The organism is Nannocystis sp. RBIL2, assembly GCF_026626745.1.
In the GTDB taxonomy this organism is placed as follows: domain Bacteria; phylum Myxococcota_A; class Polyangia; order Nannocystales; family Nannocystaceae; genus Nannocystis.
This window is the reverse complement of record NZ_JAPNJW010000002.1, coordinates 222858-248040: the sequence shown is the minus strand read 5'-3', so window position 1 is coordinate 248040 and position 25183 is coordinate 222858. Positions and strand designations below refer to the sequence as shown.

Below are 25183 nucleotides of genomic sequence, written 5' to 3'. Positions count from 1 at the left end.
TCAGCGGCGTTCCATAGGACCGGACGGATTCGAACCGTCGACCTCTACCGTGTCAAGGTAGCGCTCTAACCAACTGAGCTACGGCCCTGCTTTTTCGTGCTGCTCGCCGGTGCCGGCGAGGGGCTGCCTAGGTAGCGCAACCGCCCGGGGACGTCAAGCACAAAGCGAAACGGTCGCCGACAGCCGCGCCCCCGGCCTCGCGGTCATCGCGCCGAGTCACCCGGCCACCGCCCGCTGCCCGGAATCCGGGTAGAGCGCGGCGATCTGGGCCGCATAGCGGTCCTGGACCTCGCGGCGGCGCAGCTTGCCGGTCGGGGTGAGCTCGCCGCCGGTGATCGTCAGCGGCGTGGTCACCACCGAGAAGCGGCGGATCGCTTCGTAGCCGGCGAGATCGGCGTTGAGCGCGTCGATGTGGCCCTGGACGAGCTGCAAGATCCGCGGGTGCCGCACGAGATCGGCCAAGCGGCGCGCGCCCAGCCCCTCCTGACGCGAACGGGCCAGCATCGCCTCCTCGTCGAGGGCGATCAGCGCCGCCAGGTACGGCCGCCCGTCGCCGACCACCAGCGCGTGGGCGATCCCCTCGGCCAGCTCGAGCCGCCGCTCGAGCGGCTGCGGCGCGATCGTCTTGCCGGTCGAGGTGATGATGAGGTCCTTCTTGCGGTCGGTGATCGTCAGGAATCCGTCGTGCAGCTCGCCGATGTCGCCGGTGTGCAGCCAGCCCTGGGCGTCGATCGCCGCCGCGGTCTCTTCGGGCAGGTCGTGGTAGCCGCGCATGACCCCTGGCCCGCGCACCAGCACCTCGCCGTCGTCGGCGATCCGCAGCTCGCAGCCCGGCATGGTCGGGCCGACGGTGCCGAAGCGGAACCGGTCGGGGCGGTTGACGGTGCAGGCGCCGGTCGTCTCCGACAGCCCGTAACCCTCGAGGATCAGGACCCCGAGCGCGTGGAAGAACTCGGCCACCTCGCGGGCCAGCGGCGCCCCGCCCGACACGAAGAAGCGCAGGCGACCGCCGAGGCGCTGGCGGATGCGGGCGAAGAACAGTTTGTCGGCCACGCTCGCCTTGACCGCCAGGGCGCCCGGGACCGCCTGGCCGCGCTGGCGGCACATGCTGACCTTGCGGCCGACCTGCAGGCACCAGGCGAAGCTGGCCTCGGCGAGCTTGCCGGCCGCGGCGACTTCCGCGCGGATCTGCGCGTAGAGGCGCTCGTAGATCTGCGGGACCGCGCCCATGAAGGTCGGCGCGACCGCGACGAGATCCAGCTCCAGCTCGGCCGGGTCGGCGGCGAACGCGGAGACCGCCCCCTGCTCCACCGCACCCCACAGGAGGTGGCGGCCGAACACGTGGGCCAGCGGCAGGACCATCAACTGCTCGTCGGCGTGATCGGCCGCGATCACGCTCTTGATCGCCCACGCCTCGTAAACAATGTTTCGGTGGGTGAGCACCGCGCCCTTCGGGCGGCCCGTGGTGCCCGACGTGTACACCCACGTGAAGTCGTCGGTCAGCGACAGCTCCTCGGCGATCGCCTCGAGCGCCGCCTCGGTCCCTGGCAGCGCGCCCTCGCCGGCGGTCTGGAGCGCCTCGAACGAGCTCCAGTCGGCCGCCAGCGGCCCGGCCTCGTCGAAGCAGAACGTGTGGCGCAGCGCGTGGTCGCGCCCACGCAGGCGCTCGGGCCAGCCGGGGCTGTCGGCGAACGCCAGCTGCGCGCCGCAGTCGCGCAGGATGTACGCCGCCTGCTCGGGCGTCACGCTGGGGTAGATGGGCACGCTGACGGCGCCGGCCATGGCGATGGCCAGGTCGACGAGCGCCCACTCGACGCGGGTGCGCGCCAGGATGGCGATCCGGTCGCCGGGCTGGACCCCGTGGATGCGCACCAGCGCGGCCGCGATGGCCCGGCTGGCCTGGTGCCAATCACGCCACTGAAGCGTGTGCCAGCTCCCACGCAGCTTGTAGCGCAGCGCCGTGGCCGCCGGTGTGCGTCGCACGCGCGCGGCGAACATGTCCAGGGCGCTGGGAAAAGTCAGCCCCTCGGCGGGCTGGGGCACGAAACCGGAGCGGGGCATGGAACGCTGCTTTCCCCTACCACGGATCGGCCCGGCGCGCGGAGCCCGGGCGCACCTTCGCGCCGGAGAGGGGCGCGGACGTGGTGTCTAAGGGCCGGTCCGTCCCCGTCCGGTCGCGTTCTGCGCCCGGGCATCGGCCTCTCCGGGGCCGAAAAATCGCCCCTGGAGCCGATCTGCCCGCAGCGCGGAACCGGCCTTGTGCCCCTCCGGGGTCGATCTGTAGTACACGGACGGAGTCCTCTTCCCGCGATGCCCACCCTGGTCGGAACCAAGCTCGACAAGTACGAGATCCAGAGCGAGGTCGGGCATGGGGGCATGGCCGTGGTTTACCGCGGCATCGACACGGTCCTGAGCCGCGAGGTCGCGATCAAGGTCCTCCACCCGCACATGGCCGGGCGCGAGGAGTCGCGGGCCCGGCTGCGGCGCGAGGCGATCACGGTCGCCAAGCTGCGGCACGAGAACATCCTCGAGATCTACGACTACTCGGGCGAGAGCGAGGCTGAGAGCTACCTCGTCACCGAATTCATCCACGGCATGACCCTGCGCGAGTGGCTCGACACGCGCTGGCGGCCGCGGCCGGCCCTCGCCGCGCTGATCATCCACCGCCTGTGCGCCGCCCTCGGCCACGCGCACAAGTCGGGCATCGTCCACCGCGACATCAAGCCCGAGAACGTCATGATCCGCAGCGACGGCTGCATCAAACTGATGGACTTCGGGATCGCCCAGATCATCGACCATCAGAAGCTGACCATGACGGGCCAGCTGCTCGGCAGCCCGGCCTACATGGCGCCGGAGCTGATCAACGGCAAGCCGATCGACTCGCGCACCGACCTGTTCGCCGTCGGCGTCATGCTCTACCAGCTGGCCACCGGCGAGCTGCCGTTCTCCGGCCGCAACCCGCACGAGGTGCTCGCGCGGATCGCCGAGGCCGAGTACACGCGGCCCAGCATCATCTGTTCGCTGGTCGACGACGAGCTCGAGGCCATCATCGACCGCGCCCTCGCGCGCGAGCCGGAGCAGCGCTACCAGACCGCCGACGACCTCGTCCGCGACCTCGAGCGCTACCTCGAAGAAGTCGGCGTCACCGCCACCCAGGAAGAGGTCACCACCTACTTCACCGATCCGGACCGCTACGTCGATCAGCTCGACAAGCGCATCTGCAACGCGCTGATGACCCGGGCCGAGGGCGCGACCCGGGCCGGCCACAGCGCCCGGGCGATCCGCCTGCTCGGCCGCGTCCTCGAGCTCGAGCGCGACCAGAAGCAGGCCAAGTTGATGCTCTCGCGGTTGCGGACCCGCGAGCGCACCGTCAAGCGGCTCATGGCCGGCGGCGCCGCGTTGCTGGCCACGGCGGCGGTCAGCGGCGGAGCTGTCCTTTTGTACATGACCCCGCCGACAGAGGAGAACTTCCGCCCCGGCGACGAGGGCCCGGGCGGCAGCATCGTCCCGTCGACGGCGGTCCGGCCCGAGCACAAGACCGCCAAGCCGAGCGAGCCGCCGCGCGAGGAGCCCAAGGCGATCGTCGAGCCCCCCACCCCGCGCAAGAGCGCCGGCGTGCGCCCCGTCGAGCCGACCAAGGCCACGCCGAAGGCCGCGTCCACCACCACGCCGTGCTCCGTGCGGATCGTCGGCATGCCGGTCGTGCTGCTGCAGGGCGGCCTGCACTCGCTGCAGATCGGCAAGCTCAAGCAGCCGCTGCGCAACGAGGTCGTCGAGTTCGAGCTGCCCGGCGAGCGCGCGCTGGTCCACGTCGCCGGCCCCAAGTACAAGGGCCACGTCACCGTCGAGCGCGGCGACTGTCGCCCCGGCACGCCGATCGAGCTGCCGGTCAAGCCCGTCAAGGCGATCCTCGACTTCACCGGCAACCCGCAGCAGACCACCGTCGTGTGCGTCAGCGGCCCCTGCCCCGACACCCGCCCGCACCTCCTCGACGTCGAGCGCTTCCCCGACATCGACCTCGGCGTCCAGCTCGAGGCCGAGATCGTCATCGAGGTGCGCGCGCAGGGCTACGCCGGCAAGACCTTCAAGCAGCGGATCGGCCCCGGCCGCAATTCGTTCCCCATCGCCCTCACGCCGCTCTAGCGCCGCGTTCCACCGATCCCGCATGCGCCTCCTCGCTTGCTCGCTCGCTCTCGGTGTCGCCGTCACGTCGCCGGTCCACGCGCGTCCGCCGACCACCCCCGCGCCGCCGCTCGTGCCGACGACCGAGGTCGACAAGGTCAACGCCGCCATCCAGGCGTGGACGCAGGGCAACTGGGCCCGCGTGCGCGCGCTGCTCGAGCCGATGCTGGTGGACGGGCGCAAGCTCGGCGATCCGCTGCTCGAGGAGGCCGCGCTGCGCTACCTCTCCGACGCCACCCTGCAGGACCCGGACATCGCCCCCGTCAGCCAGGAGTGGGCCACCGGTTACATCAAGCGCCTGCTGGCCTCCTCGCCCGACTGGCGGCCGCCGGCCGACACCCACAGCAAGGCCTTCTACGACCTCTACAACAGCCTCCGCGAGGAGCGCGACCGGGCCAGCTTCAACATGTGCAAGGGCGAGCGGGCCGCTTGCATCGCCGACCTCGACGAGCTCAAGGTCCGCCACAGCGCGCTCGGCCGCGATCACGACCAGCTGCGCAAGGCCTACGAGCAGCAGGAGGTCGAGGTCGTCGAGAAGGTCGCCCGCAACCGCGCCGTCGCGCTGGTGCCGTTCGGCGTCGGCCACTTCTACAACGGCAACAAGGCCCTCGGCGGCATCTTCCTGGGCGGCGAGCTGGCGATCGGAGCCGCGGCGCTGGGCCTGTTCATCCGGCGCGTGACCGCCTGCGAGCGGCTCAACGGCTTCCAGGACAGTTCGTTGGTCTGCGATCTACCCGACGGTGGTCCCGGCCTGGCCCTGCGCAACGCCGAGCAGGCGATGGGCACGATTTTCCTCGGGGCCCTGGCCCTCGACATCGTCCTCGCGCAGATCCTGTTCCGCCCGTTCACCACGGCCAAGCGGGTCCGAGTGCCGCGCAGCGAGCTCAAGGGCGACGACGACGACGCAGCCGGCAAAAAGCCCGGCAAAGCGCCCTCGGGCAAGCCCGGCCCCCGGTCGAGCGAGCTGCGCAGAAGTGATATCCTGCAGGTGGCGCCGGCTCCCACGTTCGTCCCGGGCGGCGGGGGTCTCGGCGTCAAGATCCGCTTCTGAGAACCGCATGCCCCACCTGCAATACACCGGCCCCGACGGCGTCACCCAGCGCTTCCTGTTGCGCCACCGGATCACGCAGATCGGCTCCTCGCGCGACTGCCACCTCGTCTTGCAGGGCCCCGACATCGCACCCTCGCACTGCACGCTCGAGCACACCGCCGGCAGCTTCAAGGTCGAGTCTTCGAGCCGCAGCGCCGTGTTCTTCATCGCCGGCAAGAAGCTGCGCGAGCACGTCCTGCGCCACGGCGACGTCCTGCTGATCGGCAACGTCGAGGTCACCTTCTCGGCCGTCGACCCGCCGGCCCCCGCGGCCGACCCCGAGAGCGCCGCGCGCCTGCAGATCGACGCCATGCGCAACCTGCAGCGCTTCTCCGAGCTGCTGGCGCGGGCCGAGAGCAGCCTCGACGGCCTGCTGTCCGAGCTCATCGATCAGGTCGTCTCGCTGACCGGCGCCAGCAAGGGCTTCCTCGTGCTGATCGAGGGCGAGCGCTACGCCATCCGCGTCGCCCGCGGCCTCGATCGCCAGCCGGTCGACGATCCCGAGCAACTGCTGAGCGACAAGATCCTGCGCGAGGTCATCACCTCGCGCGAGCCGCAGATCATCTCCGACGCGCTGAACGACGGCCGCTTCCAAAACAGCATGTCGGTCATCAACCTCAAGCTGTGCTCGGTGATGTGCGCGCCGATGATCGTGCGCGGCGAGCTCATCGGCCTGATCTACGTCGGCAACAACTCGGTGGTGAACCTGTTCAAGCCGAGCCAGCTCGAGATGCTGCGCGTCTACGCCACCCAGGCCGCGCTCTCGATCAAGAACGCCCAGACCCTCGGCGAGCTGCGCGACGAGAGCGCCGGCCTGCAGAAGCGCCTCGACCAGGTCAAGTTCGGCCAGATCATCGGCGCCTGTCCGCAGATGATCGAGGTGTTCAAGCGGGTCGACAAGGTCGCCGGTACCGACATCAACGTCCTCGTCACCGGCGAGACCGGCACCGGCAAGGAGCTCATCGCCCAGGAGCTGCACAACCGCTCGCCGCGGGCCAAGGGGCCGCTCGTCACCGTCAACTGCGGCGCCATCCCCGAGAACCTGATCGAGTCCGAGCTGTTCGGCCACATCAAGGGCGCCTTCACCGGCGCGGTCACCAACCAGGTCGGCAAGTTCCAGGCGGCCGACAAGGGCACCATCTTCCTCGACGAGATCGGCGAGATGCCGATGCAGCTGCAGGTCAAGCTGCTGCGCGTGCTGCAGGACCGCCAGATCCAGCGCGTCGGCGACACCCGCACCCAGCCGATCGACGTCCGCGTCGTCGCGGCCACCAACCGCGACCTCGCCAAGGAGGTCCAGGCCGGCCGCTTCCGCGAGGACCTGTTCCACCGCCTCAACGTCATCGACATCCACCTGCCGGCCCTGCGCGAGCGCGGCAACGACATCCTCCTCATCGCCCGCTACTTCGTCACCCGCTACGCCCGCGAGTACGGGTCGAAGATCGATCCGGCGCGGCCGTTCGACGCCAGCGCCGAGCGCGGCCTGCTCCGCTTCGCCTGGCCGGGCAACATCCGCCAGCTCGAGAACCACATCAAGAAGGCCCTGGTGCTGGCTGACGGCCCGTCGCTGACGGCCCGCGACCTCGACCTCGAGATCGAGGTGCCCGGTCAGCCGGGGCCCGTCGAGATCGCCAACCCCGAGCAGATCCTCCCGCTCGCCGAGGCGCGCGAGCTGTGGCAGCGCGACTACATCAACCGCGTGCTCGCGCTGAACTCCGGCAACCGCACCAAGACCGCCCGCGACCTCGGCGTCGACCCGCGCACGATCTTCCGCCACCTCGAGAAGGAAGGCGACAAGGGAGCCGCCCCGCGATGAATCGCCCCGTCCTCGGACCTGTCCTTGTCGCCCTGTCCCTTGCGACAGGCGCGCTCTCGTGCGTCCTGCCCGACAAGGAGATCGTGTTCGAGAAGACGGCGATCACGAACCGCAACGCGGTGCGGATCCTGGAGTCGGTGCTGCTCTCGGTGGAGGGCGAGACGGCCTGCGATCCGAACCTCGACGACGACATACCGCAGGTGTGCCCGCAGCCCGGCGAGTCCGATCCGCGGGAGGCCTCGCCGCACTTCCTCGACCCCGCCTACACCGAGATCGACGATTTCGACAACACCATCACCAACCCCTACGCCTTCTGCACCTGCCCCGAAGAGCAGAAGGACAACAAGGGGTTCGACCTCGTCCTGTTCGTCGAGGATCAGGACGAGGACCCGCGCACCCGCGAGGCGAAGGACAAGATCTTCGCCGCGCTGCTCCTCGACCTGCCGCAGGGGACCTGGTACCCGTACAACTTCGTCGATTACCTGCGCTACTACGACCCCGAGCGGCAGCTCGACCGCCTGGACACCCCGTACAAGCCGGCCGGACGCCGCGACCCGCAGCTCCGCCAGCTCGTCGTCGGCGGCGACCAGACCGGCATCGACCTGTGCAACGGCGGTCGGACGCGGCTGTCGAAGGGCTTCCACACCCTGACGGTGATGGTCAGCGACCGCGCGTGGTTCAGGCCCGACGGGCTCGCGCGCCAGGTCGGCGTCCCCGACATGGACAACGGCGCCACGTACGACAGCACCCACTACGTGTTCAGCTGCGACAAGGCCCCGGCCAACGACGACAAGCACGACTGCTTCAAGCGGTGCCGGCCGGAGAAGGAGTCGTCGTGAAGGCCCGGCCGCTGGTCGCGGCCGTGCTGGCCGCGGCGTGTTCGACCGAGGCGCCCGACGACCAGGACCGTTCGTGCAAGTCCGACATGGACTGTCTCGCGGGACAGGTCTGCAGCAACAACATCTGCTTCGAGAACGGGCTGCCGCCGCCCGAGGGCATCGCCATCGACGTGCAGACGGTCGAGCCGCCGTTCCGCTTCGAGCTCCTCGGCGAAGACGAGGCGCTCAGCCGAATCCTCGATCGCGTGCCCAACCGTTACTACGTCCACCGCGACGCGATCCGCGACCGCCTCCGGATCGAGCTGGAGGAATGGCCGCTTGACGAGCTCGAAGAAGACACCGGAGAGGGCGTCCCGGTGGCCGCCAGCATCGAGCTGCAGCAGCCGTCGCGGCTCGCCCGTTCCCCCTTCGTCGTCACCGACCTCAGCTTTCCGCCGCCCACCCTCGACGGCTCGGTCGACTCCGATCCGGTGCTTTTCAAGGCCTGGCCGCGCTACGACGTCGGCGACGAGAACGCGGATCAGCCGCTCTACGCCAAGCTGACGTACCAGGACGACGTCGCCGGCGACCAGCCGTTCCTGTGGGGCCGCGGGATCGTCGCGCGCCAGCTGATGCGCAAGAAGACCGTCGAGGCGGGCGACGACAGTTTCACGATCCGCACGATCCGCGAGTGTCACCGCCGGGTGCTCGGCAACATCCGTTTCCCCGACGGCCCACTGGCGAGCGAGCCGCCGCTCGAGCCGCCGGCGACCGTGGTCGTCAACATGCGCCACGCCGGACGGGCCGACGACGGCGACCCCGAGACGCCGGTGTGCGACCCGAACCCGATCGGCCAGACCCCGGCGACCTGCTCGGTCGAGACGATCGTCAACTCGTCCTATCCGAGTTGCGCCACCAGCGGCCAGTGCCCCGAGCCGTTCCAGTGCTACGCCGACCCCGACGGGAACGGCAAGCGGTGCGGCTGCAAGCGCGACGCGGAGTGTCCCCAGGGCCAGGTGTGCCGCGTCGACCTGCAGCAGTGCGCGCTCGACCTCACCGACCGGCCGGCCATCAAGCCGATCACCGCCGAGGCCAAGGACGACGCCGCAGTGTCGGCGTGGGTCTACACCTACTGCGAGGAGAATCCGGCCGCCGACCGGACCATGGAGTTCGTCGTCAGCACCACTCCGGACGCCCGGATCGGGCTGCCGCGCCTCAACTACCGCGTCGTCCTGACCTTCCTCGTCGGCGACACCATGGGCAGCACTCCGCTCGGGCGGATCTGCCTGCCCACGTGGCAGCGCGCGGTCGAGGTCCTGGTCCCGCTGAAGGGCACGCCGGCGCGCCTTTTCAAGAACAAGGCCGGGCAGGAGTGGACCTGCTGCGACACCTCGTGCCTGGCCGAGGCCGCGACCAAACCACCGCCCGCTGCGCCCGAGACGTGCCCGATCAAGGCTCCGATCTCCATCGTCGGCGACTTCGCCGTCCCCGACCCGGCCACCTGGGCGGCTGCCGCCTGCATGCCGCTGAGCGGCGCCGACGAGCAGGGCACCGTGCGCGTCAACTACGGCTCCGCCGACTGCAACGCCGCCGGTGAAGCCTGCAGCGTCAACCTCAGCCCCGGCCCTGCCAGCGGCAACGGGCAGGCCTACACGCTGCGGATCGAACCACCGGTCGGCTCGCTGTTCCGCTCCACCTTCATGCCCGCGACGATCACCTCCGACGCCACCGAGTTGCCGGAGCAGGAGCTCGTGCCCCGCGTGCTGCTGCGCGGCAAGGCCGGGCAAAAAGACTGCGACGGCGCTGCGTGCATGCCGGCCGAGGTCCTCGCCGAGCGCGTCATCCGGGGCGAAGACCCCAACACCCTGCTCGGCCCGTACTTCTACAACACCCCCACCGTCGAGGGTCAGTTCGTCCTCCCGGTCAACCCCGGCGTCTACCTCGTGACCGCGCTGCCGATGGCCACCCCGCAGAACAGCGCCACCGGCCCGGCCCCGATCGTCGTCGTCGATCTCCGCGAGGACAGCCCGTTGCTCGTCGAGGAGGACGGGCTCCTGGTCGCCGACCTGGACGACGAGGCCCTCCTCCTGACCTCCGGCTCCGTGTACACCCTGGAGCTCGACGACTTCGTCAGCAACAGCCGGGTGATCCCCCTCGACCTCACGAGCGGCGAGGGTCTCCTCGATCCCGACGGCGAGCCGCTGGACCTCAACGCCCCCGGCACCTGTCTGTCCGGAGAGGGTTGCCAGATCCGCCGAATCCGTCCGGTCTCCAGCCCGCTGCGCGTGCCGCAGAATCAGATCGTCCGCTTCGTCGCCCGAGCGGCGGCCGCCGCGGCCGAGTAGCCACCTGGCATAAAAGACAGCTTCGGTGCCGGCGTGAGTTGTGAGCCAGCCTGGTGCCCCGGCGCCTCACCCGAAGCGGCCTCACCCGCGGCGGCGTGGGTCGACAAGCGCCTCGGGCGCCGCTGGGCCGCTTGACCCCTTGGGGGGAACCTGGGAGACTTGCCGCGCACTGACCCAAGCCGCCCCAGGACGTCTTACTCGTGATCGGCAACTCATTGTGTTGTGGGTGGTGGCCGCCGTTGTCGCCATCCTCTACGCACTGGTTGGGATCTACGCGGGGCTCGCGCAACAAGACATCGTGGCCCGACCGGCCACGGTCGAGTGCGGGTATCGCATCGATCTTCTCCGTGATCGCTTGGTCGCGTTGTTCGACCAGAAGCCCCAGCGATGGGCCGAGGAAGACGCGAATGCTGCGGCGGATCTCTCCAACCTCCTCCGCGAGACCCAGGCGCTATGCGCCGGCTCGGATACCGATCTCGGACGACGAATCGATCGGCTCATCGCGCTTCATCGCGAGTTTGCCGAACGGGGTCGACGACACGCCGACGCACGCCGGGAGCTCCTTGCGCTCTAGGATTCCTCACCATGTCCCAAAATCCCTCGTCCGGCGACCAGCCGGACCGAGCCCCGATCGCTTCCCCGTCCGCTGAGGACGCCGGGTCCGACGCTTCGCCCGCCCAGGCCGCCGAGCAGTCCCCGCCTCCCAGCGACTCCGTTCCCCCCCAGATCTCGAACCCGGCCGCCGAAGCCGCTGCTGACGAGGCCCCTGCCCCCGCGGAGGCCGTTGCGCCGAGCATCGCCGCGGATGCGCCTGACGCCCTCGAAGCGGCGGTCGCCGACGCCACCGGCGATGCCCCGTCCGAGGCGACCGCGATCGCGGCCGACGAGGCAGCCCCCGATGCTCCCGTCGTCGCCGACGCGGCCAGCGAAGTGGTCGCCACCGACGAGGCCCCGGCCGACGCCGAAGCGATCGCTGCCGAAGAGACCCCGGCTGCTGCCGACGCGCCCGTCGACCAGGCTCCGGTCGCTGCCGACGCGCCCGTCGACGAGGCGGTCGCCGCCGAATCGGCGCCCGCGATCGACGCTCCGGTCGAGGCCGTCGCCGAGCCCGAGCCGCCGAAGCTGCCCGAGTCGTTCGACGAGCTCGAGCTGCCCGACGCGCTGCGGCGAGCGATCGCTCGCATGGGCTGGACCCGTCCCACACCCGTGCAGGCGCTGAGCTTCCCGCCCCTGCACGCCGGCCACGACGTCCTGGTCCAGTCGCACACCGGCAGCGGCAAGACCGGCGCCTTCTGCATGCCCTGGCTCGCCGGTCGCTTCGACCCGCGTCCGGCCCAGCAGACGGGCGTCCAGCTGCTCGTCCTGCTGCCGACCCGCGAGCTCGCCAAGCAGGTCTGCGACGAGCTGCGGCGCCTGGCCGTCGAGACCCCGGTCGAGGTGCTGCCGATCTACGGCGGCACGCCGATGCAGCCGCAGCTGGCCGCGCTCAAGGCCGGCGTCCACGCGGTCGTCGGCACCCCGGGCCGCGTCCTCGACCACATCCGTCGCCGCTCGCTCGATCTCTCGAAGGTCGCCACAGTGGTGCTCGACGAGTGCGACGAGATGCTGTCGATGGGCTTCCTCGAGGACATCCGCGCGATCCTCGACGCCTGCACCGGCAAGCACCTCACCGCGCTGTTCTCGGCCACGATCCCGAGCGACATCCAGCGGATCGCCAAGCGCTACATGAAGTCGCCGGTCGAGGTCCAGCTGTCCGGCGACCAGGTCGCCGCGGCGGAGATCGACCACGCCTACTACATCGTCAGCGGCGCCATCAAGACCCGCGACCTGCTCGACGTCATCGTCGTCGAGGAGCCGGCGCGGGCGATCGTGTTCTGCAACACGCGCGAGGAGACCAAGCTGGTCGCCTCGGTGCTGCGGCGCGAGGGCTACCAGGCCGAGGAGCTGTCGAGCGACCTGACGCAGGCGGCGCGGGAGAAGGTCATGGGGATGATGCGCGAGCACAAGCTCCGCTTCCTCGTCGCTACCGACGTCGCGGCGCGTGGCATCGACATCAGCCACGTCAGCCACGTCATCAACTACTCGTTCCCCGAGGCCGCCGAGGTGTACATCCACCGCACCGGCCGCACCGGCCGCGCCGGCCGCACGGGGACCGCGATCTCGCTGATCCACGCCCGCGAGCTCGGCAACTTCTACTACCTCAAGCTGCAGTACGACACGATCGTGTTCCGCGAGCGCTTCCTGCCGCCCGCCGATCAGCTGGCGGCGCAGCGCATGGAGGTCAAGCTCGACGGGATCAGCAAGCGCTTCCCCGAGCTGGTCTCGCCCGAGTGGGTCCTCCTGGCCCGCAACCTCATGGCCGACCCCCGCGGCGAGCGCGTCATCGGCCTCCTGCTCGAGCGGGCGATGAAGCAGCCGCCCCCGCAGGCCCAGGTCGAGGACGGCGAGCGTCCGGCCGCCGAGGCCGCCCCCGTCGACGGCGAGGCGCCCCGCGCCGACCTGTCCCCGCGGACATACGAGTCGCGCGACGGCGAGGAGCGCCCGGCCGGTCGTCCCGAGTACCGCGAGCGCCGCGACCGCGACGATCGCTTCGGCCGCCGCGACCGCGACGATCGTCGTGACCGCCGCGATCGCCGGCCCGAGCGCGACGAGCGGTTCGGCCGCCGCCGCGACGAGGAGCGCCTGCGCCGAGACGACGAGCGCCCGCGCCTCGACGAGCAGCAGCCCCGCGGCGACGAAGAGCGCCGCGCCGACGAGCGCCCCCGCGAGGAGGAGCGTCCGCGCCGCGAAGACGAGCGTCCTCGTCGCGCCGACGAGCGCTCCCACGACGAGCGCCCGCGCCGTGACGACGACCGCCCTCGTCGCGCCGACGAGCGCTCCCACGACGAGCGCCCGCGTCGTGATGATGACCGCCCGCGCCGTGATGATGACCGTCCCCGCCGTGACGACGACCGTCCCCGCCGTGACGACGACCGTCCCCGCCGCGCCGACGACGATCGTCCCCGCCGTGACGACGATCGTCCCCGCCGCGCCGACGACGATCGTCCGCGCCGCGACGACGATCGCCCGCGCCGCGACGATGATCGCCGCCCGCGTCGCGACGACGATCGTCGACCGCGCCGCGACGACGACCGTCGCTCGCGCCGCGACGACGACCGTCGACCGCGCCGTGACGACGACCGTCGCTCGCGCCGCGACGACGACCGCCGTCCGCGCCGCGACGCCGAAGCGCCGCTCACTCCGGCCGCCGAGGTTGCGTCCGCCGAGGCCGCGACCGCCGTGCAGGGGGCCGCGCCCGTGGCCGCGCCCTCCGTCGACCTGGTCCAGAGCACCGGCGAGACCGGCCGCTGGATCCCCTTCGGCCTCCGCGGCCGTCGTGGCGACCGCGGTCGCTTCGTCCAGTGGCCCCACATCCAGCCGGGCGTCCGCGCCGCGGTCCCGGGCGGGGTCGAGCTCGACGCGACCAGTCAGCCCGCGCCTGTCCCGGCGGACATGGTCGCAACGCCAGGTGGCGCCGGCGACCTGATCGGCACGGCGACCCCCGGCCAGTCGTTCGACGAGGCCAGCGAGCGGCGCAAGCGGCGTCGCAAGCGGCGTCGGCGGCGCGGCGGCCCGGGTGAAGAGACGGCGCCGGTCAGCGAGGCCGGTGGCGTCGTCGGCGAGGACGAGGGCGACGACGAGTCCGGCGAGGCCGAGGCGTCCGCCGGCGAGGCTGGCCCCGAGGCCAGGAACGATGACCTCGCTCTGGCGCCCGGCGGCCGCAAGCGCCGGCGCAAGCGGCGGGGCCGTCCGGGCCTGGAGGGTCCGCGTCCCGCGGCTCCGCCCGTGGTGGCCGCGCCCGAGCCCCTGCCCCCGCCGGCCCCGCGGCGGCCCTCGCAGGAGGAGATCGTCATCGACATCGACGAGGCCGAGCTCGAGGTCGTCACCAGCGAGTTCGGCGAGCTCGACAACATCGACGAGTTCGCGCTGCTCGACCGTCGCCAGGCGGTGATCGAGACCTTGCAGGAAGAGGGCGAGGTCGAGCTCGAGGACGTGTCGCGGCGCGACGCCGAGGTTGAGTCGGCCGAGGTCGAGACCGAGGAGGACGACGAGACCGAGTCCGAGTCCGATACCGAGGCCGAGACCGAGACCGACGCCGACGCCGACGCCGACGCCGAAGTCGCCGCGGGTCCGACCGCCGAACCCGGCGAGACCGACGCCGACGCGAAGAAGCGTCGCCGCCGTCGTCGCCGCAAGAAGGCCGCCCCCGCGGCCCCGCCGGAGTTGACCGCGCCGCCGCACAAGGACTTCTGGGAGGTCTGGTCGAGCAAGTACTCCGCGCGCGACTTCGACGACAGCAAGTTCGGCGCGACCAACGTCGAACCCGAGCCCGTCGCACCGCCGCCCGCGCCTGTCGCCGCGCCCGTGGCCGCCGCGCCGAGCCCCGCGCCCACTCGTCCGCCGCGGCAGCACACGCCCGTCAGCGCTCCGGCGCGGCCGGCCGCCTCGGCCACCGCCGACGCCGACGACCGCGAGTACACCAAGGTTCAGCTGAACCTCGGGCGCGTCCACGGCCACAAGTCGTCCAGCATCCGCAACCTGCTGCGCGACTACCTCGGCCTTGAGGGCCGGTCGATCCGCGACCTCACCGTGCGCGACGCCAGCACGCTGTTCCGGATCCACGACTCCGAGATCGAGCGCTGCCACTCGGTCCTCACCGCCGTCGTCGTTGACGGCATCGGCCTCGCGCTCGAGCGGGCCGAGAACACGCGCGAGGACCTGCGGGCGCCGCTGCCCGAGGACTTCGAGGACGCGCCGCGCGGCGAGGCCACCGAGATCCGGCTCGACCCGCTCGAGTTCGAGTCGGTGCTCCCGCTGGCCGAAGAGCCGGGCACGTGAACCCCGCCGACGAGCTCGCTCCCTACCCCAGCCCCGAGGGCCGCGCGACCGAGGTCGCCGCCCTCGCGGCCCGTGTCGGGGGCGAGCTCGTCGAGTACGGCACCAGCGTCGAGGGCCGACCGCTGGTCGCCGTACGTGTCCCTTCGACCCTGTCCGATCGGCCACGTGTCTTCTGCGGCGCCAACATCCACGGCGTCGAGTTCATCGCCGGCCGGGTCGCCATCGGCCTGCTGCGCGCGCTCGCTGACGGCGATCCGCGCCTCGTCTCGTTGCGCTCGCAGGCCGAGCTGTGGGTGGTGCCGAGCATCAACCCGGACGGCTATGCCCGCACCTTCGCCGCCGGCGGGCACGGACGGTTGCCGCACCTGCGAGGCAACGCCCACGGCGTCGATCTCAACCGCAACTATCCGCGCCCCGGCGGCGCCGGTCCGAGCTGGCTGCCCGGGGCCGGCTCCGATCGCCCGGGCGACGCCACTTACCGGGGCCCGCATCCGCTCAGCGAGCCCGAGACGGCCGCCCTCGATCGCCTGTTCGGCGCGCAGAAGTTCGTCGTCGCCGCCAACTTCCACTCGTTCATGGGCACGCTGATCCCGGCGCGCGTCACCGATCGGCGCGCCTACGCCACGTATCGCCGGCTGTGCCGGACCTTTCGCCGGGCTCAGCCGCACCACCGCTACTTCCGCCTCGCCAGCCGGATCTTCGACACCTTCACCGGCGAGCAGGAAGATCACCAGCACCACGTCCACGGCACGTGGGCGGTGTGCGTCGAGACGTTCACGATCTTCGCCAGCTGGCGTCAGCACTGGCGCGCGCCGAGCGTGTTCTGGCGCTTCAATCCGCGCGATCCGGCGCCCTGGGTCGAGAACGATGTGTCCGGCGTGTGCGCCTACTTCACCGCCGCCTTGCAGCTCGAGCGCCCGCCCGCCTACGATCGCGGCGCATGAGCGAAGACACCACCCGCTACAAGGTCGTCGTCAACCACGAAGAGCAGTACTCGATCTGGCCGGAGGATCGCGAGATCCCGCTCGGTTGGCGCGAAGCCGGCAAGTCCGGGCTCAAAGAAGAGTGCCTGGCCTACATCAACGAGGTCTGGACCGACATGCGCCCGCTGAGCCTGCGCAAGCGCATGGACCAGCCCGAGGAGTAGCGCCGCACGGATCACGGCGGGCCCTGAACGATTTTGCTCCCGGACATAGTTCCAGGGGCTTTTCGAGGAGAAACGGGCGCGGCATCTCGTGGCCGCGCACTCGGGGGGCGCGCTCGACCAGCGGCTAGCTACACGACGAAGCGACCGGGGTCCTTGTCGTTCTCCTTGTCGTCCTCTTCTTCCTCGTCGTCGTCGTCATCCTCGTCGTCGTCGTCGTCGTACTCGTCGTCGTCGTCGTACTCCTCGTCGTCCTCGTACTCGTCGTCGTCGTCGTCGTCGTCCTCTTCCTCGTCGTCGTCGTCCTCGTCGTCCTCTTCCTCGTCGTCCTCTTCGTCCTCGCCCTCTTCGTCCTCGTCCTCTTCGTCTTCGTCCTCTTCGTCCTCGCCCTCTTCGTCGTCCTCGTACTCGTCGTCGTCCTCGTCCTCGTCCTCGTCCTCGTCGTACTCTTCGTCGAGGGCTTCCTCGTCGGGGGCGTTGTCTTCGTCACCGGCGGCGCGGAGCCAGGGGGCATGCACGTGGAGGTTCATGGGCGCGCGGAGGATAGCACACGCCTCGCGCGGCCCGTCCCGGCCGCTCGTCCGCTACACCCGCACACCGGCAGAGAAGCGACCGCGACGCGCCTCGTGGCGTGCCAGCAAGGGCCCGAGGAACTCCGCCAGGAACTCGTCGACTTGCTCGGGCGCCCGCCCCACGTAGCGCGCCGGCGCAGTGAGGTCCGCGTCGACGAACGGTCCCAGCACCGCGTCCGCCTGCATGCGCGCCATCAGGTCATTGGGTTCGCCGCGCTTCATCCCCGCCACCGCCTCGAGGCTGTGGGCGCGGACCAGTCGATGCAGCTCCTGTCGACTGTGACCGGCGCTGGTCCCCCGCATCAACACGTTCTCGGTCGCCATGAACGGCAGCTCGTCGCGCATGTTGGCCGCGATCACCGGCGGGTGAACCACCAGCCCCGAGGTGATGTCGACCAACAGGTTGAGGATCGCATCGGTCGCCAGGAACGCCTCGGTGATGGTCAGTCGGCGGTTCGCGCTGTCATCGAGGGTGCGCTCGAACCACTGGTTCGCGTGCGTCTCCCGCGGGCTCGTCGCCAGCGAGTGCACGAACCGGGCGAGCCCGCAGATCCGCTCGCTCCGCATCGGGTTGCGCTTGTAGGCCATCGCCGACGACCCGACCTGATCGGCCTCGAACGGCTCGTCGACCTCTCGCTTGTGCGCGAGCAGCCGCAGGTCGACCGCGATCTTGGCCGCCGAGCCGGCGACGTCGGCCAGCGCCGAGACCACCACGTGTCGATCTTGCGGGTGTACGTCTGGCCGCTGACCGCGATCGACCCGGCGAAGCCCATCGCCTCCGCCACCGCCCGATCGAGCGCCCGCACCTTCGCGTGGTCGCCGTGGAACAGCGCCAAAAACGACGCCTGCGTCCCGGTGGTGCCCTTGACCCCGCGGAACGGCAGGCGCGCGCGCAGCTGCTCGAGAGTCTCGAGGTCGAGCCCGAGATCCTGGGCCCACAGGCACGCCCGCTTGCCGACCGTCGTCAGCTGCGCCGGCTGGAAGTGCGTGTACGCCAGCGTCGCCAGCGACCGGTGCTGACCGGCGAACCGCGCCAGGGCGTCGAGCGCCGCCACCAGCCGGTCCATCAGCATCTCGAGCCCGTCGCGGATCATCACCAGCTCCGCGTTGTCGGCCACGTAGCAGCTCGTCGCTCCGAGGTGGATCACCTTGCCCGCGTCGGCCCCGGCGACCTCGCCGAAGTGCTCGATGTGGGCCATCACGTCGTGCCGCAGCCGCGCCTCGTGCTCGGCCACCCGGGCGAAGTCGATGCGCTCGCGGGCCGCCCGCAGCGCCGCCACCTGCGCGTCCGAGATCGGCACCCCGAGCGCCCGCTCCGCCTCGGCCAGGGCGATCCACAGGTCGCGCCACAGCAGCGCCCGTCGTCGGTCGCTGAAGTTGGCGACCATCGCCGGCGTGGCATAACGGGTGGCGAGGGGGCTGTCGTAGCGATCCACGGCTTCCATGGCGGCGAGAGCTTAACCGCGCGCTTGTCGCACCCCCGCCTCCCGAGCACCCCAGCGCGACGAGAAAGCGCACGATTTCGACCACTTCCCGCGCAGCCGCCGCAGGCCCATCCAAGTTTTACGCCCCGATTTCACGGACCGGCGTTCCGGCCTGAAATAACTTCCAACCCCCCCCGGTACCCCGACCGCATGGACGCCACCGCTCGCAGGGCCTTCGAGTCCACCGTGCTGGGCCACGTCGACAGCCTCTTCGGCGCGGCCTTGCGGCTCACCCGCAGCCGCGCCGAAGCCGAAGATCTGGTGCAGGAGACCCTGGTCCGCGCGTATCGCTTCTGGGCCAGTTTCCGCCCGGGATCGAGCGTGCGAGCGTGGGTCTTCACGATTTTGCGCAACACCTTCATCACGCGCTACCACCGCCAGGGCCGCGAGCGCGCGCTCGCCGAGGGTCTGGAGCAGGAGTTCGCGGCCGTCGGCGAGGGTCCCATCGCCGCCCCGCCGAGCCCGGAGGCCGCCACCTCGCAGCTCCACCTGCGCGAGGAGATCGACGCCGCGCTGCAGCGCTTGCCGCCCGACTACCGCATGGCGGTGGTGCTCGCCGACATCGAGGGCCTCTCCTACAAGGAGATCGCCGAGGCGATGGAGTGCCCGATCGGCACCGTGATGAGCCGGATCCACCGCGGACGCCGGCAGCTGCACAGCCTGCTCTACCGTCACGCCGTCGACGCCGGCCTCGCCGAAGAACCCGACGCCCCCGTATCTCTTGACGCTTACCGCAACCGCGCCGCTTCTGCCCGCTCATGAGCCACGATCTTCACACGCTCCAGCCCTTCATCGACGGCGAGCTCACCGAAGCCGAGCGCGCCGAAGTCGAGGCCCAGCTCGCCCGCGATCCTGCCCTGCGTGAGGTCGCCGAAGAGCAGTTGCGGATCCGCCAGCTCCTGCGCGACCTGCCGCGGGCGACCGCCCCGCAGGCGCTGCGAGCTCGCGTCCTGCTCGAGCTCGACGCCATCGACCGCGAGACTGCGCCCAAGCCGGCCGCTGCGCCGCAGCCGTCGCGGTGGCGCAACTTCCTCCGCGGCAGCGCCTTGATGCTCCCCGCCGGCGCCGCCGCCTTCGGCCTGTTCCTGGTCGCGCGCACCCTGCCCGGCCCGGCCGCTCCCACCCGCGACGCCGGCCCGCGTGACCTCGCGGTGCGGCTCGTGGATGTCCCCGAGGACAGCAGCCCACTGCAGCCGGTCGCGCTGCCCACCGGCGACGACGTCATCTACGAGGTCGGCCCGCGCCGCGTCATCGACCACCGCGACCAGGCCAGCGCCGACGCGCTCCCCGAGCGCGTGCAGCTGTACCGCGGCTCCCGTTACCACCTCGGCCGCGGCGCCGACGGCCGCCCGCAGGTCGTGTTCGACGTGGGCGGCGTGCGTCACACCCTGCGCGAGGACCCGGACCGCGTCGGCGAGGTCAGCCTCGAGCAGAGCCTCGAGGCCCTGCTCGAGCTCGGCCACCTGGTCCGCACCAGCGCCGACGCCCCGCGCGCTCGCTGACCTCCGAGACATGTCCGTTCAGGCATGCCCCGAGCGCATGTCTCATCGGTCAGCCCGCGGCGCCCTCACGCGACTGGATGCATGCTGCGGGTGAACGCACCCCTCCGACAGTAGCGGGACTCGATGCCCGCCCCGCGTCGGCGTAGACGGACTCTCGCTCTCGGTCCCGCTCGGCGCCCCTTTGCTGCGGGCCCGATGCCCTCGCCGGCAAACGGAGCGTTCGCCTGTAGGGCGCCTCTATGTCTCTTCGGCCAGGTCCGGCGCGTCCGCTCGCAGGCGTCGCGCCACCGCCTCGGCCAGCCCGCCGTCGGTGAACCCGAGCCCGCTGGTCGCGCTGGTCACCAGCACTTGCCCGCGCGGCAGCTCCAGCGCGCGAGCGATGCCGCTGGTCACCAGCCCGCGCTCGCTCTTGCTGAGCTTGTCGGCCTTGGTGATCGCGACGATGGTCCACAGCGCGCGGTCGGCCATGAAGTCGAGCAGCGCGTGGTCGTACTCGCTGACCTCGCGGCGCGCGTCGATCAGCAGCACCAGCCCCTTGAGCGCCTCGCGCTTGCGCAGGTAGCCCTCGATCATCGGCCCGAACGACGCTCGCACCGCGTGCGGCGCGGCCGCGTAGCCGTATCCGGGCAGGTCGACCCAGCGCAGCCCCATGTCGCCGTGGCGCGGATGCCGGAGCGTCGCGCGGAAGAAGTTGAGCAGCTGCGTGCGCCCCGGCGTCGAGCTCACGCGAGCCAGCGCGCGCTGGCCTGCGAACGCGTTGAGCAGGCTCGACTTGCCCACGTTCGAGCGGCCGGTGATGGCGATCTCGGGCAGATCCCCGGGCGGTGCCGCCCCCAGTTTGTCGGCGCTGCGCTCGAACGTCGCCGACGTCACGCGCCAGCCGCCTGTGCTGCTCTTCTCGGGTTTGGACGGCTGGGTCATGGGCGCGGACTATACTAAAAGCGCGCCGCCACCTAAGCTCCGAGGTCATGGATGTCTACGGCCTCACCGGCGGGATCGGCAGCGGCAAGTCCGCCGCCGCCGAGATCTTCGAGGACTGCGGGATCCCGGTCGTCTCGGCCGACGAGCTGTCCCGCGTCGTCGTGACCCCCGGCAGCGAGGGTCTCGGCGCGGTGGTCGCGGCCTTCGGCGAGGGCGTGCTGGACGACAACGGCGAGCTCAACCGCCGCAAGCTCGGCGCCCTCGTCTTCAAAGATCCCTCCCTGCGGCAGAAGCTCGAGTCGATCCTGCACCCGCGGATCCGCGAGCGCTTCCAGGACGTGCTCGCCACCCTGTCCGCCACCGGGCACAAGCTGGTCGTCTACGAGGTGCCGCTGCTGTTCGAGACCGGCCTCGACAAGCAGGTCAAGGCAGTGATCCTGGTCTCGGCCCCCGAGGCGCAGCGGATCGCCCGCGTCGTCACCCGCGACCGGCTCACCGAGCCCGAGGTCCGCGCCCGGCTGGCCGCCCAGCTCGACGACGCCTCCCGCCGCGCCCGCGCCCACTTCATCCTCGAGAACGACAAGGACCTCGGGCACCTCAAGCAGCAGGTCCTGGACCTCCTGCCGGCCCTGCGCAGCGTCACGATCCCGCGGCCCGCCGGCGAGGCCAAGGACGGCGGCCCCGCCCGGCCCGCCGTCCCGCCGCCCCCGCCGCGCCCGGCCGCCGGCGGCCCCCCGCGCCCGCCGCCGCTGCCCAAGCCTTGAGCCCGGCGACGCTGTCCTGAAGGGCCTGTCCCATCGGACATGCCCGTTCGCGCATGCTCTCAAATACATGTCGCTCGGAGCATGACCGCTCGGACATGTTCCAAAGAGTCCGCGCACGCGGTCGCCCTGCTGCGGCCGCCCGGGGCGCTTGCTGGGCTCGTCGCTCGCCGAAACGCCGCTCGCCGCCTCGTCGCTCACCGTTCGCCGCGTCGCCGCTCGCTGCCGCCAGATCCTCGCTCGCCGCCTCGCCTCGTCGCCGCCTCGCCGCCGCGCCGCTCGCCGTGTCGCCGGGTCGCTGCTCGCTGCCTGCCAGATCGTCGCTCGCCGCCTCGCCTCGTCACTGCCTCGCCGCGTCGCCGCCGCGCCGCCGCGCCGCTCGCCGTGTCGCCGCCTCGCCGCTCACCGCCTCGCCGCTCGCCCCGTCGCCGCCTCGCCGCTCCCCTGGGCCGCTCGTGATATAGCCGGAGGCGATGACGAGCGACTCTCTCCCTCTCGCCGGCACCGTGGTCGTCGACGTCTCGCGGATGTTGCCCGGGGCCGTGCTCGCGCGCTGTCTGCTCGACCTCGGCGCGCGCGTGATCAAGGTCGAAGATCCGGCCACGGGCGACCTCATGCGTCACGCCCCGCCGCTGATCGACGGCGTCGGGGCCGGCTTCATCGCCTTCTTTCGCGGGGCAGAGTCGGTCGGCCTCGACCTGCGCACTCCGGCGGGAGCGGCCGCCCTGCGCAGCCTGGCCGCCGGCGCCGACGTCCTGATCGAGAGCTTCCGTCCCGGCACCATGGCGCGCTTCGGACTGCCCGAGCAGGAGCTCCTGGCCGACAACCCCGGCCTCGTGCTCTGCTCGCTACCTGGCTTTTCGGTCAGCTCGGCGGTCGGCCACGACCTCAACTTCACCGGCCTCACCGGCCTGCTGCGAGCGCTGCGGACCGAGGGCATCGTCGGCCTCCAGCTGGCCGACGTCACCAGCGGCCTGCTCGCCTGCAGCAGCGTGCTCGCGGCCCTGTTGCGGCGCGCTCGCACCGGGCGCGGCGGCCTCGTCCAACAGCCGCTGCTCTCGGGCCCGCTGCCGTTCGTCACCTGGGCCTGGGCCGAGCGCGCGGGCGGTGGCGGCGGCATGTCCGAGGCCGTCCTGGGCGGTCGCGCCCCGGCCTACCGCGCCTACCGCTGCGGCGACGGCCGCGAGCTGTCGGTCGGCTGCCTCGAGCCCAAGTTCTGGTTCGCCTTCGCCCAGGTCGTCGGCCGCCCCGACCTCGCCGGCCTCGGCCTCGACACCGGGCCCGCCGGGCAGGAGGCCGCCGCGGCGATGGAGCAGCACCTCGCCGGCCACCCGCGCGACCACTGGCTGGCCCTGCTCGCGTCCCACGACCTCCCGGTCTGGCCGGTCCACGACCTCGACGCCGCCCCGCACGAGCCGCGCCTCGACGACCTCACCGAGGCGACGCCGACCCCCGCCGGCTCGTTCCGCGGCGTCGGTCCGTTCTTCCCCTCGCTGGGCCGCACCCCGGAGCGCAGCGCCCCCGCGCTCGGCCAGGACACCGACGCCGTCCTCGCCGAGTTCGCGCGCCGCTGACCTGTCCCGAAGACCAGCCGCGACTCGCCCCGCCGGCTCGCGCTCGCTCTGTCCCGAAAGCACCGCCGCGCGCGAACTCGACCGCAGCGACGCAACCTGTCCCCAGAGACACGCGCCCCGCCGAACGCCGCTCACTCCACGAACACGCGCACCGCAGGCCCCCGGCCGGCAGCATGGCCCCGTGCTATCGTCGCCCTCTCATGGCCGACAGCCTGCTCCTCTACGAGACCGTCCACGGCTCGCAAGCCTACGGCCTCCAGACGCCCACCTCCGACGTCGACCTCAAGGGCATCCTCGTCGGGCCGGCGGCCTGGTACCACGGCTTCATCGGCGGCCCGGAGCAGATCGAGCTGTCGGCCGATCACGTCCGCTTCGAGATCCGCAAGTACTGCCGCCTCGCCGCCGCCGCCAACCCCACGGTGCTCGAGCTGCTGTGGACGCCGCCCGACTGCCACACCGTGTGCACGCCCCTGGGCGAGCGCCTGCTGGCCGAGCGCGACAGGTTCCTGTCGCTGCGGGTCAAGGACAGCTTCTCCGGCTACGCGATGAGCCAGCTCGCGCGGATCAAGACCCACCGCAAGTGGGTCATGCACCCGCCCACGCACGAGCCGACCCGCGCCGAGTTCGACCTGCCGGAGACCCGCCTGATCTCGCGCGACCAGATGGGCGCGGTCGAGGCCATGCTCGCCGACGGGCGCATGGCTGAGGCCGACCTCACCACCAACTTCCTCGGCGTCCTCGACCGCGAGCGCCGCTACAAGGCCGCGCGCAAGGAGTGGGAGGCCTACCAGAGCTGGCTCAAGACGCGGAACCCCAGGCGCAGCGCGCTCGAGGCCGAGTACGGCTACGACACCAAGCACGGCATGCACCTCATCCGCCTGCTGCGCATGGGCGCCGAGATCGTCGAGACCGGCACGCTCAAGGTCCGCCGCGACGACCGCGACGAGCTGCTGTCGATCCGCGGCGGCGCGTGGAGCTACGACAAGCTCATGGAGGCCGCCGACGCCCTCCACCAGCGCACCCAGGCGGCGGTCGCCGGCTCGCCGTTGCCGCTCGCGCCCGACGAGGCCGCCCTCGACGCCCTGTGCGCCGACCTCGTCGGCCGCGCCCTCGCCCAGGTGTCCGCGCGCGGCCCCTCCTGACGTCTTTCCCAAAGGACATGCCCGTTCCAACATGTCCGTAAGGCCATCATGACCGTCGATCTGCCGCCCAACGCCCTGCCCGACCTCGACCTCGGGCGCCGCTTCATCTTCACCTGCGCCGTGCCCGGCGACGTGTTCCAGTGCGGCGTCACCGGCAGCCACGACTACGGCTTCAGCTCGCCCGACAGCGACCTCGACCTCAAGGGCGTGTTCATCGCCCCGACGCGCTCGCTGCTGGGCCTGCGCCGGCCGAACGACGCCGTCGAGCGCCTCACCGAGTTCGAGGGCCTCGAGTGCGACCTCAGCCTCACCGAGGTCGGCCGCGCGCTGTCCCTGCTGCTCTCCGGGAACGGCAACATGATCGAGCGCCTGCTCACGCCGTTTCAGCTCTACGAGTCGCCGGAGATCGAGGAGCTGCAGGCGCTGGCGCGCGGGGCCGTGTCGCGCCGGTTCATCCGCCACTACCAGGGCTTCTTCCGCGGCATGTGCCGCGAGCACGAGCGCGAGCCGGTGCCGCGGGCGAAGAGCCTCCTCTACGCCTACCGTGTCGCGCTCACGGGGGTCCACCTGCTCCGCACCGGCGAGCTCGAGGCCGACCTGCGGCGCCTCGCCCCGCTCTACGGCTACGACGACGCGCTCGCGCTGATCCGCATCAAGGTCGAGGGCGCCGAAAAGGGCGCGGTATCCCAGGAAATCGACGCCTTGCACCGCGCCGCCTGGCCCAGGCTCGAGGCCGACCTCCAGGCGGCCCTGGAGCACAGCCCGCTGCCGGCCGATCCCCCGAACGAGGTCGCGTGCGAGGCGTGGTTGGTCGAATTGCGGCGTCGACGCCTGTGAACGCCGCGCCGCTGCGCGCCCGCTCGTGTCCCGCCCGACCCCGGCGGCCCATCGCGTGCTCCACGGCCCGCCGGGCCTGCTTGCCCGAGCTTGCGCTCGTCCGCAGCGGGGCCCGGG

At 71.6% G+C, this 25183-nt stretch carries 19 protein-coding genes, 1 tRNA gene and 2 pseudogenes; 15 read left to right on the top strand and 7 right to left on the bottom strand.

The features are described 5' to 3' along the window. Positions 1 to 14: 14 nt before the first annotated feature. Both OV090_RS26220 and OV090_RS26215 read right to left on the bottom strand, forming a co-directional pair. Positions 15 to 88: transfer RNA gene (locus OV090_RS26220), tRNA-Val, on the bottom strand. A 128-nt stretch (positions 89 to 216) separates the two neighbouring features. Next, the gene (locus tag OV090_RS26215; RefSeq protein ID WP_267707350.1) at positions 217 to 2061 is read right to left on the bottom strand and encodes an AMP-dependent synthetase/ligase; all 1845 of its coding nucleotides are present in this window, start codon (positions 2059 to 2061) and stop codon (positions 217 to 219) included. Positions 2062 to 2310: 249 nt separating this feature from the next. On the opposite strand from OV090_RS26215, the gene OV090_RS26210 reads away from it, so the two are divergent. The 9 genes from OV090_RS26210 (at position 2311) to OV090_RS26170 (ending at position 16276) form a co-directional block, all read left to right on the top strand. Beyond that, positions 2311 to 4143: a serine/threonine-protein kinase gene (locus OV090_RS26210; RefSeq protein ID WP_267707349.1), complete on the top strand. Its 1833-nt coding sequence runs from the start codon at positions 2311 to 2313 to the stop codon at positions 4141 to 4143. A 22-nt stretch (positions 4144 to 4165) separates the two neighbouring features. Further along, positions 4166 to 5233: a hypothetical protein gene (locus OV090_RS26205; RefSeq protein WP_267707348.1), complete on the top strand. Its 1068-nt coding sequence runs from the start codon at positions 4166 to 4168 to the stop codon at positions 5231 to 5233. 7 nt (positions 5234 to 5240) lie between these two features. Beyond that, on the top strand, positions 5241 to 7088 hold the full coding sequence (locus OV090_RS26200) for a sigma 54-interacting transcriptional regulator (RefSeq protein ID WP_267707347.1): 1848 nt from the start codon (positions 5241 to 5243) through the stop codon (positions 7086 to 7088). Beyond that, positions 7085 to 7927, top strand: coding sequence for a hypothetical protein (locus OV090_RS26195; RefSeq protein WP_267707346.1), 843 nt, complete (start codon positions 7085 to 7087; stop codon positions 7925 to 7927). The genes OV090_RS26200 and OV090_RS26195 overlap by 4 nt, the downstream gene beginning before the upstream one ends. Beyond that, complete coding sequence (locus OV090_RS26190) at positions 7924 to 10251, top strand: hypothetical protein (protein WP_267707345.1); 2328 nt, start codon at positions 7924 to 7926, stop codon at positions 10249 to 10251. The genes OV090_RS26195 and OV090_RS26190 overlap by 4 nt, the downstream gene beginning before the upstream one ends. Before the next feature lie 229 nt (positions 10252 to 10480). Beyond that, positions 10481 to 10825: a hypothetical protein gene (locus OV090_RS26185; protein WP_267707344.1), complete on the top strand. Its 345-nt coding sequence runs from the start codon at positions 10481 to 10483 to the stop codon at positions 10823 to 10825. An 11-nt stretch (positions 10826 to 10836) separates the two neighbouring features. Next, on the top strand, positions 10837 to 15129 hold the full coding sequence (locus OV090_RS26180) for a DEAD/DEAH box helicase (RefSeq protein WP_267707343.1): 4293 nt from the start codon (positions 10837 to 10839) through the stop codon (positions 15127 to 15129). Continuing rightward, on the top strand, positions 15126 to 16073 hold the full coding sequence (locus OV090_RS26175) for a M14 family metallopeptidase (RefSeq protein ID WP_267707342.1): 948 nt from the start codon (positions 15126 to 15128) through the stop codon (positions 16071 to 16073). The genes OV090_RS26180 and OV090_RS26175 overlap by 4 nt, the downstream gene beginning before the upstream one ends. Next, positions 16070 to 16276 (top strand): MbtH family NRPS accessory protein, encoded by a 207-nt coding sequence (locus OV090_RS26170; protein WP_267707341.1) that lies wholly within the window; start codon positions 16070 to 16072, stop codon positions 16274 to 16276. Before OV090_RS26175 ends, OV090_RS26170 begins: the two co-directional genes overlap by 4 nt. A gap of 128 nt (positions 16277 to 16404) precedes the next feature. Here OV090_RS26170 and OV090_RS26165 read toward each other — a convergent pair whose 3' ends face one another. The 4 genes and pseudogenes from OV090_RS26165 to OV090_RS50910 all read right to left on the bottom strand — a co-directional run. Further along, complete coding sequence (locus tag OV090_RS26165; RefSeq protein ID WP_267707340.1) at positions 16405 to 16803, bottom strand: hypothetical protein; 399 nt, start codon at positions 16801 to 16803, stop codon at positions 16405 to 16407. Between the two features lie 54 nt (positions 16804 to 16857). Further along, positions 16858 to 17376: a hypothetical protein gene (locus tag OV090_RS26160; protein ID WP_267707339.1), complete on the bottom strand. Its 519-nt coding sequence runs from the start codon at positions 17374 to 17376 to the stop codon at positions 16858 to 16860. Between the two features lie 63 nt (positions 17377 to 17439). Continuing rightward, a pseudogene (locus tag OV090_RS50915) lies at positions 17440 to 17556 on the bottom strand (hypothetical protein); the annotation flags it as partial. A 197-nt stretch (positions 17557 to 17753) separates the two neighbouring features. Continuing rightward, a pseudogene (locus OV090_RS50910) lies at positions 17754 to 18233 on the bottom strand (lyase family protein); the annotation flags it as partial. Positions 18234 to 18479: 246 nt separating this feature from the next. Here OV090_RS50910 and OV090_RS26150 point away from each other — a divergent pair. After that, positions 18480 to 19091 carry a sigma-70 family RNA polymerase sigma factor gene (locus OV090_RS26150; protein ID WP_267707337.1) on the top strand — a complete coding sequence of 204 codons (612 nt, stop codon included), beginning with the start codon at positions 18480 to 18482 and terminating at the stop codon, positions 19089 to 19091. Then, positions 19088 to 19831 carry a hypothetical protein gene (locus tag OV090_RS26145; protein ID WP_267707336.1) on the top strand — a complete coding sequence of 248 codons (744 nt, stop codon included), beginning with the start codon at positions 19088 to 19090 and terminating at the stop codon, positions 19829 to 19831. The genes OV090_RS26150 and OV090_RS26145 overlap by 4 nt, the downstream gene beginning before the upstream one ends. 237 nt (positions 19832 to 20068) lie before the next feature. Here the strand turns inward: OV090_RS26145 and yihA are convergent, their stop codons facing one another. Then, positions 20069 to 20752, bottom strand: coding sequence for a ribosome biogenesis GTP-binding protein YihA/YsxC (gene yihA / locus OV090_RS26140; RefSeq protein ID WP_267707335.1), 684 nt, complete (start codon positions 20750 to 20752; stop codon positions 20069 to 20071). Between the two features lie 47 nt (positions 20753 to 20799). Here yihA and coaE point away from each other — a divergent pair, with 47 nt between their 5' ends. The 4 genes from coaE to OV090_RS26120 all read left to right on the top strand — a co-directional run bounded on the left by coaE (position 20800) and on the right by OV090_RS26120 (position 25066). Beyond that, complete coding sequence (gene coaE / locus OV090_RS26135; protein WP_267707334.1) at positions 20800 to 21516, top strand: dephospho-CoA kinase; 717 nt, start codon at positions 20800 to 20802, stop codon at positions 21514 to 21516. Between the two features lie 470 nt (positions 21517 to 21986). Beyond that, positions 21987 to 23087 carry a CaiB/BaiF CoA-transferase family protein gene (locus OV090_RS26130; protein ID WP_267707333.1) on the top strand — a complete coding sequence of 367 codons (1101 nt, stop codon included), beginning with the start codon at positions 21987 to 21989 and terminating at the stop codon, positions 23085 to 23087. Between the two features lie 200 nt (positions 23088 to 23287). Next, positions 23288 to 24229, top strand: coding sequence for a nucleotidyltransferase domain-containing protein (locus OV090_RS26125; protein WP_267707332.1), 942 nt, complete (start codon positions 23288 to 23290; stop codon positions 24227 to 24229). A 48-nt stretch (positions 24230 to 24277) separates the two neighbouring features. Next, positions 24278 to 25066 (top strand): nucleotidyltransferase domain-containing protein, encoded by a 789-nt coding sequence (locus tag OV090_RS26120; RefSeq protein ID WP_267707331.1) that lies wholly within the window; start codon positions 24278 to 24280, stop codon positions 25064 to 25066. Positions 25067 to 25183: the final 117 nt, after the last annotated feature.

Excerpts from the sequence above, each read along its gene's own strand:
- OV090_RS26215 (WP_267707350.1), bottom strand. The coding sequence starts at position 2,061 with ATGCCCCGCTCCGGTTTCGTGCCCCAGCCCGCCGAGGGGCTGACTTTT.
- OV090_RS26210 (WP_267707349.1), top strand. The coding sequence starts at position 2,311 with ATGCCCACCCTGGTCGGAACCAAGCTCGACAAGTACGAGATCCAGAGC.
- OV090_RS26205 (WP_267707348.1), top strand. The coding sequence starts at position 4,166 with ATGCGCCTCCTCGCTTGCTCGCTCGCTCTCGGTGTCGCCGTCACGTCG.
- OV090_RS26200 (WP_267707347.1), top strand. The coding sequence starts at position 5,241 with ATGCCCCACCTGCAATACACCGGCCCCGACGGCGTCACCCAGCGCTTC.
- OV090_RS26195 (WP_267707346.1), top strand. The coding sequence starts at position 7,085 with ATGAATCGCCCCGTCCTCGGACCTGTCCTTGTCGCCCTGTCCCTTGCG.
- OV090_RS26180 (WP_267707343.1), top strand. The coding sequence starts at position 10,837 with ATGTCCCAAAATCCCTCGTCCGGCGACCAGCCGGACCGAGCCCCGATC.
- OV090_RS26170 (WP_267707341.1), top strand. The coding sequence starts at position 16,070 with ATGAGCGAAGACACCACCCGCTACAAGGTCGTCGTCAACCACGAAGAG.
- OV090_RS26165 (WP_267707340.1), bottom strand. The coding sequence starts at position 16,803 with ATGAACCTCCACGTGCATGCCCCCTGGCTCCGCGCCGCCGGTGACGAA.
- OV090_RS26150 (WP_267707337.1), top strand. The coding sequence starts at position 18,480 with ATGGACGCCACCGCTCGCAGGGCCTTCGAGTCCACCGTGCTGGGCCAC.
- OV090_RS26145 (WP_267707336.1), top strand. The coding sequence starts at position 19,088 with ATGAGCCACGATCTTCACACGCTCCAGCCCTTCATCGACGGCGAGCTC.
- yihA (WP_267707335.1), bottom strand. The coding sequence starts at position 20,752 with ATGACCCAGCCGTCCAAACCCGAGAAGAGCAGCACAGGCGGCTGGCGC.
- coaE (WP_267707334.1), top strand. The coding sequence starts at position 20,800 with ATGGATGTCTACGGCCTCACCGGCGGGATCGGCAGCGGCAAGTCCGCC.
- OV090_RS26130 (WP_267707333.1), top strand. The coding sequence starts at position 21,987 with ATGACGAGCGACTCTCTCCCTCTCGCCGGCACCGTGGTCGTCGACGTC.
- OV090_RS26125 (WP_267707332.1), top strand. The coding sequence starts at position 23,288 with ATGGCCGACAGCCTGCTCCTCTACGAGACCGTCCACGGCTCGCAAGCC.
- OV090_RS26120 (WP_267707331.1), top strand. The coding sequence starts at position 24,278 with ATGACCGTCGATCTGCCGCCCAACGCCCTGCCCGACCTCGACCTCGGG.